The sequence below is a fragment of the Streptosporangium sp. G11 genome (assembly GCF_051192615.1).
In the GTDB taxonomy this organism is placed as follows: domain Bacteria; phylum Actinomycetota; class Actinomycetes; order Streptosporangiales; family Streptosporangiaceae; genus Streptosporangium.
In genome coordinates this window covers 42,790-54,098 of sequence record NZ_JBPJUQ010000063.1, presented here as the reverse complement: position 1 = coordinate 54,098, position 11,309 = coordinate 42,790, and the positions used below count along the sequence as shown (strand labels likewise).

General features: G+C 72.5%; 8 protein-coding genes and 1 pseudogene. 3 read left to right on the top strand and 6 right to left on the bottom strand.

The features are described 5' to 3' along the window. Positions 1-71: 71 nt before the first annotated feature. From ACSDR0_RS38400 to ACSDR0_RS38375, 6 genes and pseudogenes are all read right to left on the bottom strand, one after another. Positions 72-446, bottom strand: a pseudogene (locus ACSDR0_RS38400) (helix-turn-helix domain-containing protein); the annotation flags it as partial. Between the two features lie 529 nt (positions 447-975). Further along, positions 976-2,403 carry an arabinose isomerase gene (locus ACSDR0_RS38395; protein WP_435293866.1) on the bottom strand — a complete coding sequence of 476 codons (1,428 nt, stop codon included), beginning with the start codon at positions 2,401-2,403 and terminating at the stop codon, positions 976-978. Between the two features lie 186 nt (positions 2,404-2,589). Then, entirely contained in the window at positions 2,590-3,735 is a 1,146-nt protein-coding gene (gene rhaI / locus ACSDR0_RS38390) for an L-rhamnose isomerase (RefSeq protein ID WP_435293865.1), read from the bottom strand. Positions 3,736-3,749: 14 nt separating this feature from the next. Beyond that, positions 3,750-4,067, bottom strand: a complete 318-nt coding sequence (locus ACSDR0_RS38385; protein ID WP_435293864.1) for an L-rhamnose mutarotase — start codon at positions 4,065-4,067, stop codon at positions 3,750-3,752. Positions 4,068-4,219: 152 nt separating this feature from the next. After that, positions 4,220-5,308, bottom strand: a complete 1,089-nt coding sequence (rhaS, locus tag ACSDR0_RS38380) for a rhamnose ABC transporter substrate-binding protein (RefSeq protein ID WP_435293863.1) — start codon at positions 5,306-5,308, stop codon at positions 4,220-4,222. Positions 5,309-5,647: 339 nt separating this feature from the next. Next, complete coding sequence (locus tag ACSDR0_RS38375) at positions 5,648-6,067, bottom strand: GNAT family N-acetyltransferase (protein ID WP_435293862.1); 420 nt, start codon at positions 6,065-6,067, stop codon at positions 5,648-5,650. Between the two features lie 317 nt (positions 6,068-6,384). Between ACSDR0_RS38375 and ACSDR0_RS38370 the strand changes: the two genes are divergently transcribed. Genes ACSDR0_RS38370 through ACSDR0_RS38360 form a run of 3 tightly spaced genes read left to right on the top strand, consistent with a single transcriptional unit; the run spans position 6,385 to position 11,307 of the window. Continuing rightward, complete coding sequence (locus tag ACSDR0_RS38370; RefSeq protein WP_435293861.1) at positions 6,385-7,104, top strand: nucleotide exchange factor GrpE; 720 nt, start codon at positions 6,385-6,387, stop codon at positions 7,102-7,104. Continuing rightward, positions 7,104-8,687, top strand: coding sequence for an Hsp70 family protein (locus ACSDR0_RS38365; RefSeq protein WP_435293860.1), 1,584 nt, complete (start codon positions 7,104-7,106; stop codon positions 8,685-8,687). Before ACSDR0_RS38370 ends, ACSDR0_RS38365 begins: the two co-directional genes overlap by 1 nt. Positions 8,688-8,691: 4 nt before the next feature. Beyond that, complete coding sequence (locus tag ACSDR0_RS38360; RefSeq protein WP_435293859.1) at positions 8,692-11,307, top strand: hypothetical protein; 2,616 nt, start codon at positions 8,692-8,694, stop codon at positions 11,305-11,307. The last annotated feature ends 2 nt before the right edge of the window (positions 11,308-11,309 follow it).

Sequence of the window (11,309 nt, the reverse complement as noted above, 5' to 3'; positions counted from 1 at the left end):
AACGCCGCTGAGCAGGACCGTTTATACGATCACCATCCGGCCACCCAACACAACCGAACCGTAACTTACCGGCGTTGGTGTTTGCCGCAGTAGTAGGGCTTCTGATCGGCGACCCGGTCGATCGGGATGAGGGTGCCGTCGAGGATGGCATAGGCCAGCAGGCGGATTCTGTTCATCGCGGTGTCGAGGTCGTCTGCGGTGGCGGCGAGCAGGTCGATGGCTTCGCGGATGTATCGCCAGGCGGTGGTCACGCCGATCTCGAATCCGCAGGCCAGACGGGTCAAGGTGTCGCCGTTGCGCAGGTGCGCCAGGGCGAGCAGGGCTTGCCGGCCGGGATCGAGGCGTCGCCATCGGGACCGGCGCTGGACGCGGTGGGCCCGGATAAGGTCGGCGAGGTGGTTCAGGCTGCGGGTGGACAGCGCAATCGCGGCGGGGTAAGACAGCACAGCGAGGCTCCCGGTTGGGGCATCGGATCTTGGTCGACTGCTGACTTACCGGGAGCCTCGCCTTATGTCCACATCAGACCTCGTCCTACTCGTGACCTGCACCGTCACGATGAAAATGGCTCCATGTGTTCCCGAAGTGCGTCCGCGTGGTGGCCGGTTCATGGGTCCGCGGCGTGGCCGTCACACCGATGATCGATACGATCCGCATTGATTGAAATTGGTTCCCGACCGAATTCCACAGGTGTACGGAACATAATCCGGTCGCCTCGCGGAGCGCCCGTTTCCGAGGGCGCCGGCCGATTTTCCCGGAGGGCCGCGTCGAACCCACGGTGGCGAACCGGGCTCCCGCGGTCGCCCGAAGCCCTCCGGCGGCCGGGCGTGTGACGGCCGCGGGGACACGCCGGGGCAGCGCGGGGCAGCGCGGGGTGCGCGGGCCCCGGCGGCCGTCCAGGACACAGGGCGCCCGCGTTCACGGCCTCACCTCGATGCCCTACGGCCTCACCTCGATGCCCTAGCCTCACCCGATGTTCTACGGCCTCACTTCGATGACGTCGACGCCGATCAGGTCGGCGACCGCGCGCAGGTCGGCTATCCGGTGGCCGGTGCCCAGAGCCCAGTGGTGGGAGATCCCGGTCGCGCTCCACGCGTCGGTCCACTCCCCCGGGTCGCACCCGAAGTCCACCCGCGAGGTGGTGTTACCGATCCGCAGCAGCGGACCCTCCACCGTGGCGCCCTCCGAGACCACGAACGCGAACGTCCCGTCGCGCCTCTGCAGCAGGCCCAGCGCGGTCACCGGGCCGTGCGCCACGTCGAACTCCACCGACACGCCCCACCCGCGCTTGCCGTGGTAGACGCCCAGCCCGCGCAGCAGCGGGCGCCGCGCGCTGATCGCCAGGTGGGCCGGGCCGTCGTGCCCCATCTCCACGTGGCCGAGCGCGAAGTCGAGCGCCTGTAGCTCGGTGAACGACCCGCCCGCGCCCAGCCGATCCATGATCATCATGGCCAGCGAGGTGCGCAGCTCGTACTCGCCCACCGCGGGAACGCCCCGGGCGGTCAGCAGGGACGCCCCCAAGATCATCCCGGCGCCCAGCCGTTCGTGGATCTCCCCCTCCAGGCCCCGGTGGTAGTAGGCCAGGCTGTCGAGGGCGAAGTCGTCCACCAGCCGGTCCAGGCCGACCGACACCCGCGCCGCCCAGGCGAAGTCGTCGTCCTTGACCGAGCCGTCCAGCTCGAAGACCTCCCGCGCCAGCTCGACGCGGTCCCTGACCTGCGCGTCGGTGACCTTCTCCACCCGTACGCGCAGGTCGTCGAACTCCAGGACCTCCACGTGCCCGCCCAGGTTCGCCGACACCAGGGTCAGGTCGGTGGCCACGTCCAGCATCCCCGGGTACAGGTGGCCCATCAGGCCGTGCCTGCCCCGGCGCAGCGCCGCGCGTACCCCGGCCGCCCGCACCCACCGGCCGATCCGCGCCCAGGCCCGCTCGTCCTCCAGGTAGCCCGACACCGACCGGAACGCGATTCCCGCCCGCAGGAAGGTGTTGGCCATCTCCGGCAACGGGCAGGCACCGCAGTAGGCGAGCCACTGGCCGGTGTCGAAGCTCGCGTGGTCCATCGACTCGGTCGGCTGCAGGTTGATCAGCAGCACCGGCGCCCCGCTGCGCTGCGCCACCGGCAGCAGCATGGTCGCGGTCATGTACGTGGTGAGGAAGCCGACGATGACGTCGCAACCGGCCTCGCGCAGCCGCTCGGCCGCGACCGCGCCCTCCTGCGCGTCGGAGACGAACCCCACGTCGACGACGTCGCAGCCCAGCTCCCGCATCCGCTCGGCGACGCGTTCCGACGACCGCCGCAGCTGCGGCAGCAGGTCGGGGAACTGCGGCCAGTAGGCTCCCAGTCCCCCGGCCACGAGTCCCACCCTGGTGCGGGGGACGGTCACCCGGTCAGGCGCGGCGGTCATGGCGCTCTCCTCTCGCACTGCGGCGGCACGCGGGCACCGGGCGGACGGACATCGGCCGCGCGGGTACCGGGCACCCGGATACCAGGCGGACGGACATCGGCCGCGCGGGTACCGGGCACCCGGATACCGGACGGGCGGATATCAGCCGCGCGGGTACCGGGCACTCGGGCATCGGACGCGCGGGCATCAGGCGCCCCAGCCCGCCTGGGCTCCGCCGACCCGCTCGGCGGCGATCTTCTCGAAGTAGCCCGACCTGGCGTACGCCGCCATCGGGTCGGGGTCCAGTCCCAGCTCGGCGCGCACCTCGGCCAGCAGGGGCCGCACGTCGGTGTTGTAGGCGTCCATGACGACCGCGTTGGCCCCGAGCACGTCCCCGGCCGACTGTGCCTTCGCCAGCGCCTCCCGGTCGACCAGCAGCGCCTTGGCCGTGGCCTCCTGCACGTTCATCACCGACCGGATCTGTCCGGCGATCTTCGGCTCGATGTTGTGGCACTGGTCCAGCATGAACGCCACGTTCTCGGTGAACCCGCCCCCGCCGATCACCTCGACCATGATGCGGAACAGCTGGAACGGGTCGGCCGCCCCCGCCATCAGGTCGTCGTCGGCGTAGAAGCGGGAGTTGAAGTCGAACCCGCCGAGCTTCCCCTCGCGCAGCAGGAACGCCACGATGAACTCGATGTTGGTGCCGGGCGCGTGGTGGCCGGTGTCCACCACCACCTGGGCCTTGGGGCCCAGCTTCAGGCAGTGCGCGTACGCGGTGCCCCAGTCGGGCACGTCGGTGGCGTAGAACGCGGGCTCGAACAGCTTGTACTCCAGCAGGAACCGCTGCCCCTCGCCCAGCCGCTCGTACACCCGGCCCAGCGCCTCGGCCAGCCGGTCCTGGCGGGCGCGGATGTCGTCCTGGCCCGGGTAGTTGATCCCGTCGGAGAACCACAGCTTCAGCGTGTCCGAACCGGTGGCGTCCATGATGTCCACGCAGTCCAGCAGGTGCGCGAGGGCCTTGGCCCGCACCCGCGCGTCCGGGTGGGTCACGCTGCCCAGCATGTAGTCGTCGTCCTGGAACACGTTGGAGTTGATCGCCCCGATCTCCACCCCCAGCCCCGACGCGTGCGCGGCCAGCGCGGTGTAGTCGTCGACCCGGTCCCACGGGATGTGCAGCGCCACCTTCGGCGCCACCCCGGTGAACGCGTGCACCTGGGCGGCGTCGGCGAGCTTCTCGAACGGGTCCCTCGGCACCCCGCGCTGGGCGAAGACCTTGAACCGCGTCCCCGAGTTGCCGTACGCCCACGACGGGGTCTCGATGACCTGCGCCCGCAGCGAATCCTTGATCATGAATCGATCCCCGATCAGTTGAGGTGGAAGACTTCTTCGAGCGAGACCATGCCCTCGTCGGGGCGGCCGTCGAGGCTCTCGAAGAACGGCGCCATCTCGGCCTGCCACCGGGCGTTGACCTCGGTCGCGGCCATGGCCTCGCGGGCGGCCTCGAAGTCCTCGGTCTCCAGATAGCCGACCAGCAGCCCGTCCTCCCGCAGGAAGAGCGAGTAGTTGCGCCAGCCGGTGGCGCTCAGGGCCTCGAGCATTTCGGGCCACACGGCGCGGTGGCGCTCGCGGTACTCCCCCAGGCGCTCCGGCCGTATCTTCAGCAGGAAGCAGACACGCTGCACGAGATGGCCTTTCTTGGGTGCGGGCCCGCGCCTTCCGGCCGCGGGCCCCTGCCGCCCCGGGGGTGCGGGCCCGCACCTTCCGGCCGCGGATCTGTGCCGCCCCGGGCGCGGCCCGCGCCCGAATGTGCCGGACGCGGGCCGCACCGATGGCGTCAGAAGTCGAACTGGTCGATGTTGGAGGCGTCGAAGGTGAACGGCGGGCCGAGGATGATCTCCCCGTCCTTGCCGATCGTCCTCTCGCCGAGCTTGCCCGCCTTCAGGACCTCGCCCTCGGCGCCGGTGATCTGCCCGGAGGCCAGCGCCGCCGCCGCGTACGAGGCCAGGTAACCCAGGTCCTTGGGGTTCCAGAGGGCGAACTTCTCGACCGTCTTGTCCTTGATGAACTGGCGCATCTGGTTCGGCGTGCCCAGCCCGGTCAGCACGACCTCGCCCTTGTACTTGGAACCGGAGATGTAGCGCGCCGCCGCCGAGATGCCCACCGTCGTCGGCGAGATGATCCCCTTCAGGTCCGGGTACGCCTGCAGCAGGCCCTGGGTCTCCTGGAAGGACTTCTGGTCGTCGTCGTCGCCGTAGGCGACCTTGACCAGCTTCATGTCCTTGTACTCGGGCTTGCCGAGCTCGTCCTTCATGAACTCGATCCAGGTGTTCTGGTTGGTCGCGTTCGCCGTCGCCGACAGGATCGCCACCTCACCCTTGCCGCCGATCAGCTCCGACAGGAGCTTCACCTGGCTGCGTCCGATCTCCTCGGAGTTGGCCTGGTTGATGAACAGGTCCCGGCACTCCTTGGAGGCGTCGGAGTCGTAGGAGACGATCTTCGTGCCCTTGGCCCGCGCCTGCTGCAACGGCCCGCACACCGCGTTGGCGTCGTTGGCCGCGATCAGGATCGCGTCGTGCCCCTGCTGGGTCAGCGTGTTGATGTACGACACCTGCGAGGAGGCCGACGCGTCGGAGGGGCCGACCTCCTTGGCCTCGGCCTTGAACTCGGCCGCCGCCTCGATCCCCGCCTTGTCGACGATCGTCTCGTACGGGTTGTTGATCTGCTTCGGCAGGAAGGCGATCTTCAGCCCTTCCTTGATCGGGGCGTTCGGATCGGCCTTCGCCGGAGCGGAGGAGGCGGGGGCCGCGGGGGCGGCGGAACTCGCCGAGTCTTTGGTAGTGCCTCCGCCGCAGGCCGCCAGCCCGATCGACAGCAGACCGGCCACCACCGCGGCCGGAATGGACCTTCGCGAAACAGTGAACATAAGCGCTTCCTCAGGAAGTGGGGGGTGGGCGGGCTCCTACCAAAAAACGATTTAACCGGTTGAGCTGGACAGTAGAACCAAGCTCAGGCAGGTGTCAATGGCACATGAACGTGCCGTTTCCTTAGCGTTACACGATGCCCGTCCCGGATGGCCCGGCCCTCCCCGGGAAACCCACCGGGCCCGCGGCCGGGCAGCCGGAGCCGTCATCCATTGTCACGTTTTAACCGTTTCGGCATCGAGCGGGACGCAGCACGGCCGGGAGGTCCCCCATCGGACGGGGCGCGGCACGGCCGGGAGGCCCTCCGCCGGCCGGACCTCCCGGACGCGCGAAGAGGCGCCTCAGACGGTGCGGTGCATGCCCACGGACGCGGGAGCCGTCTCCGCGAAGCCGAACTTGCGGTAGAGGTGCCGGGCGTCACCGTCGGCGATGAGCGAGACGTACGCCCCGGCCGGGGCCCTGCGGGTCAGCTCGGCGGTGAGCTCGGCCATGATCCGCTTGCCCAGGCCCCTGCCCTGGTGCTCGGGTACGACACAGATGTCCACGATCTGGAAGAAGCACCCGCCGTCGCCGACGATCCGCCCCATGCCGATCGTCTCGGCGCCGCACAGGACCGTGACGCCGTACCAGGTGTTCGGCAACCCGGCCTCGGCCGCCTCCGCCGTCTTGTCGCTCAGGCCCGCCGTGACCCGCAGCCGGCGGTAGGTCTCGGCGGACGGCACCCCGGCCTGGACCGTGTAATGGTCTCTATCGTTATTCACCCATTACATCCTACCGTCCTCCGCGGCGACGCCCCGGCCTCGGGGCACCCGCGCGGGCGGGATCTCGCGCGACTTCCGCCGCTTCCCGGGGCCGATCGGTAGTGTTTCAATGAGATCGCCGCCGCCCGGGCCGGACACCCGGTGCGGCCACGCTGTTCCCGCACGTCCTGGCCGTGCCCTCCGGATCGGCCGGGCAGTTATCGCACGTCGGCGGGCCCCCTCGCCGAGCACGACGTACCAGGCCCGTCCGCCGTCCGACGGCGGTGCGCTCCCGGGCCCTCACGGTGACCCGATGTGACCCGACCACAGGAAAGCGGATGCTGCCACACTCCCCCGGACACCCCACCCCAGAGGTCCCCGCTCCCCCCGGGGCGGACGAGGTGCTCGAAGCCCTCACCCACCTGGCCGAGCAGGTCGCGCGCGAGCACGAGCGGGCCGCCCACCGGGAGCAGATCATCGACCGGCTGCACGCGGAGAACCAGGAGTTGCGGCACGGCCTGCTGCAGGAGGCGCTGACCCCGGTCAGGGCGGGGCTGTACCGCCTGTACGACTCCGTGCACAGGGAGGCCGCGCGCTGGCGGGGGCCGAAGACGCCCTCGGCCGAGCACGTCGGGGCGCTGCTGGAGGCGATCACCGAGGAGGTCGCGGAGGTGCTCGCCCGCACCGGGGCCGAGCGCGTCGAGGCGGCCCCCGGCGACCCGTACGACACGGCCCTGCACCGGCCGGTACGGACCGAGCCGGTGGAGGCCGGTCGCGACGGCCTGGTCGTGGCGGTGCTCGCCGACGGCTTCGCGACCCCCGACCGGGTGCTGCGCAAGGCGGGCGTGGTCGTCGGCAGGACCCCGGCCGGAGCGGGCCTGTCAGCTCCGGCGGACGCCGGGGAGACCGCGAACCGGCCGCCCGCGCCCCCGGAAGACCCGGCTCAGGAAGCCGGGCACCCGGGAGCCGAGGGCGGCGGCGGGCAGGAGGGGCGGCACGACGGGGAGGCGGCGGAGCGGCCCGGCACGGCACGGAACGGCGACGAGGAGAACGTGTGATGGCTGTTCACGGCATCGACCTGGGGACCACCTACTCCTGCATCGCGGGGGTCGACGACATCGGGCGGCCGACGGTGCTGCGCAACCAGGAGGACTCCGACACCACCCCGTCGGTGGTGTTCTTCGAGACGCCCGACAACGTCGTGGTCGGCGCGACCGCCAAGGACAGCGCGGTCGTCGAACCCGACCTGGTGGTCAGCAGGATCAAGCGGGACATGGGCCACGAAGTGACCCGCACCATGCACGGCCGCGCGTACACCCCCGAGGAGATCTCCGCCTTCGTGCTGCGCAAGCTCGCCGAGGACGCCCGGGTGGCGACCGGCGAGGAGGTCGCCGACGTGGTGATCACCGTCCCCGCCTACTTCGGCGCGGGCGAGCGGGACGCCACCCGCAAGGCAGGGCGGATCGCCGGTCTGAACGTCATCGACATCGTCTCCGAGCCCATCGCCGCAGCCATCACCTACGGCGTGCTCAACCCCGGCCAGGACTGCCGGATCCTCGTCTACGACCTGGGCGGCGGCACCTTCGACACCACGGTGATCAGCCTGCGCGGGGGCGACATCGAGGTGGTGTGCACCGACGGCGACCACGAGCTCGGCGGCGCCGACTGGGACGACCGGCTGGTGGAGCACATGGCCGAACGGTTCCGCGGCGAGCACCCCGACGTGGGCGACCCGCTGGAGGACAGGCAGACCGAGCAGCAGCTGCGGCGCGACGCCGAGGAGCTGAAGAAGACCCTGACCTCCCGGACCCGGCACGTGGTGCGCGTCATGCACGAGGGCCGGGTGACCAAGGTGGAGCTGACCCGCGAGGAGCTGGAGTCGCTCACCCGCGACCTGCTGGACCGGACGGTGGAGATCACCCGCAGGACCGTCGCGACCGCCGCGGGCAAGGGCGTGGACGGCTTCGACCACCTGGTCCTGGTGGGCGGCTCGGCCAAGATGCCCGCGGTGACCGAGGCGCTGCGCAGGGAGTTCGACGTCACCCCGCGCCTGCAGGACCCCGACCTGGCCGTCGCCAAGGGGGCGGCGCTGTACGCGTTCGAGGAGACCTACCGGCGGCTGCTGAGCGCGGGCGAGCGGGCGAAGGCCGAGGAGATGGCGGTCCGGGCGGGCCTGTCCGGCGGCCAGCGCGAGCAGATCGCCGGGCGGACCATCAAGACGGTCGCCTCCCGGGCCTTCGGGATAAAGACGACCGAGCGCGGCAATCGCCGCGAGTACGTCACCCACCTCGTCCACGCCAACGACCCGCTGCCCGCCGACGCCACCCAGGGCTTCGCCACCCTGGACGACTTCCAGACCCACGTCGCCATCGAGGTCATGGAGCAGGCGGGCAGCGTCGCCTCGGAGGAGCCCGAGGACAACACCAGGATCGCCGAGGGTGACCTGCGCATTCCCCCCGGCAAGCCCGCCGGGTACCCCATCGAGGTCACCTTCGCCCTCGACGCCTCCGGCCTGCTGCAGGTGACCGCCCGCGAGCACGAGACCGGCGAGCGGCTGGAGCTGAGCGTCCAGATCGGCGGCATGTCCGAGGAGGACGTGGCACGCTCGCGCAACGCCCTGGCCCGTGTCCAGGTGAACTGAGCCGATGCCCTTCGACGAGGAGCGCTACGTCCGGGAGGTGCTCGACCCGGCCAGGCAGGCGGGCGGCACGCCCCCCGAGGACCTGCGCCTGCGCTACCAGCTGCGCGAGTCGATGAGCGGCGCCGAGGTGACCGCGGCGGTCAAGCAGGTCCGCCAGTGCTGGCGCCGGCAGCGGCAGATGCTGAGGTTCCGCCGCCTGGTCGACCGCCTGGAGGCCGACCACGCGGGGTACGCCCCGATCTTCGCCGCCGCGGCGGAGGGCGACCTCGCTCCGCTCCGCGCCGAGCTGCGCAGGGCGGGCGAGCGCGCGGGCGAGCGGCTGGCGGGCCTGCGGCGCAGGCTCGACGACGCCGCCGGGCGGCTGCGGATGCTGCCCCCCGAGATCGTGCTCTCCATCGCCAGGTCCGCCGGGTCCGGGGCGCGCGACGCCGAACGGCTCGCCGCCGAGCTGGGCATCGAGGTGACCGAACCCGACCTCCTCCCCGAGACGCCCCCGTACTCCGGGTACGCGAAGGCCCGCGAGGCCCTCGACACCCTCGGCAGGCGCCACCTGGCCGAGTTCGTCTTCGGGGAGTCGTGCGAGGGGATGCGGGTGCTGGGTGCCGTCTCCGTCCCCGGGTCGCCCTCCCTGGCCGCCCGCGTCGACCAGGTGGAGGCGGAGTGGGAGCGCAGGACGCGCGGCCCGTGGACGACCGGTGCCGGTACGGTGCTGACCGCGCTGCGCAACACCCCCGACCCGGCCGAGCTGATCCGCTACGACGTCGTGGCCCGGCTGCGCGAGCGGGTCCGCGAGCACCCGTACGACGACACGCTGCTGCGCCACGCCGTCGAGGAGCTGGGCCTCGACCGGGCCGACGCCCGGCGGCTGGTCTTCGCGGTGCGCCACGAGGGCGGGGCGGCGGGCGGTCCCGCGGCCCGGCTGCGCGAGCTCGTCGACGCCGGGGAGGTGCAGGCCGCCTCCGACCTGGCCGAGGCGCTGGACGGGCTGACCGGCGAGGCCGCCGAGCTGGCCGTCGAGATCCGCGCCCGGCTGGCCGAGGCCGTGCGGCTGCGCGACCTGGCACTGGCCTCAGGCGACCCCGACAGGGCGTGGATCGCCGTGCAGGACGCCCTGCGCAGGGTGCCCGACCTGCCGGGGGCGGCCGACCTGCTCGCACGGCTGGCCCCGCACCCGGCGCGGGAACCGCGCGCCGAGGTGCGCGACGGCGCCGTGACGGTCACCTGGCGGCCCTCGGCGTCGCGGGCGGGCGAGATCTCCTACGAGGTGCTGCGCGACGGCGTCCCGCTCCCGGGGAACGCCGCCCCGCCGCCGGAGACGGGCGAGGTCCCGTTTCAGGGAAGCGGCACACCGCCGACCGGCAACGGTGACGGCCCGCCGGACGCGACCGGCGCGAGGGACGGCGCTCCCCCGGTGAACGTCCCGGTGACGTACGCGGTGGTCGCGCGCCGCGGTGAGGCCCGTGCCGCGCCGGTGGCCGCGGCGCCGGTGGTGGTGCGGCCCGAGCCGCGTGAGGTGCGGCTGGTCGCCGGGGACGGCGTGGTGACCGGCCGGTGGGTCGCCCCCCGCGAGGCGCTGCGCGTGGTGGTCACGCGCGACGGGCGGCCGGTACGGGTGGAGGGCTCCGGGTTCCGGGACCACGAGGTGACCAACGGGACCGATCACGTGTACGTGGTCGGCGCCGTCTACCCCGGCCCCGGCGAGAGGACGACGGCCACTCCCGGCGTGCGCGTGGCCGTCACCCCGCACGCGCGCCCCGAGCCGGTCGCGGAGTTCGGCGTGGAGCCCGACCCGTCGGCGCCGGGGCGGCTGGTGGTGCGCTGCGCCGAACCCCCGTCGGGCAGGGTCGAGTTCCTGTCGCTGGAAACGGCGCCGCCCTGGCCGTACGGGACCACGCTGTCGCTGGAGGAGGTGGAACGGGCGGGCAGGACCCTGTCCGGCACCCCGGTGGGGGGCGGGTGGCTGGTGCGCCCGGTCCACGGCTCGGGGGTGCTGGTGGCCGTCACGGTGGCGGGCGGCGTGGCGACCGTCGGCGCCCACCGCGAGCACCTCGCCCTCGCGCCGCCCCTGGGACTGGTCGCGCAGCGGCGCGGGACGTCGATCCTCGTCGGGTTCGACTGGCCCGCCGAGGTGCCGGAGGTCGAGGTGCGGTGGTCGGGGCGGTCCCTGCCGGTCAGCGCGGCCTCGTACCGCGCCCAGGGCGGCGTCCGGCTCGACGCGCCCGAGGGCGAGCCGGTGACGGTGGAGGTGGCCCCGGCCGTCGTGGTGCGGGGCGAGCGCGTGTGCGGCCCGGCGGCGACGGTGTCCCTGGAGGCCGTCGTGCCCGTCGGCTACGACCTGCTCACCCGGGGCCCGCCGTGGAGGCGTTCCCTGGTGGTCGAGGTGAGCTCTCCACGGCCGGTGCGGGTGGCCCGGCTGACCCTGGTGCTCAGGCCCGGCCCCAACCAGCCGCGCTCGGCGGAGCAGGGCCGGGTGCTCGCCGAGTGGACGGAGGTGACGCCGCCCGCCCGCTTCACGATCCCGCTGCCCAGACAGGCCGGACCGTACTGGCTGAGGTGTTTCGCGGAGGGCGACGTGGAGCTGGTCGACCCTCCGGTCCGCCGGATGAAGTTCCCCGGATGAAG

Coding starts and splice junctions, on each gene's coding strand:
- ACSDR0_RS38360 (WP_435293859.1), top strand. CDS start 8,692: ATGCCCTTCGACGAGGAGCGCTACGTCCGGGAGGTGCTCGACCCGGCC.
- rhaS (WP_435293863.1), bottom strand. CDS start 5,308: ATGTTCACTGTTTCGCGAAGGTCCATTCCGGCCGCGGTGGTGGCCGGT.
- ACSDR0_RS38370 (WP_435293861.1), top strand. CDS start 6,385: ATGCTGCCACACTCCCCCGGACACCCCACCCCAGAGGTCCCCGCTCCC.
- ACSDR0_RS38365 (WP_435293860.1), top strand. CDS start 7,104: ATGGCTGTTCACGGCATCGACCTGGGGACCACCTACTCCTGCATCGCG.
- rhaI (WP_435293865.1), bottom strand. CDS start 3,735: ATGATCAAGGATTCGCTGCGGGCGCAGGTCATCGAGACCCCGTCGTGG.
- ACSDR0_RS38395 (WP_435293866.1), bottom strand. CDS start 2,403: ATGACCGCCGCGCCTGACCGGGTGACCGTCCCCCGCACCAGGGTGGGA.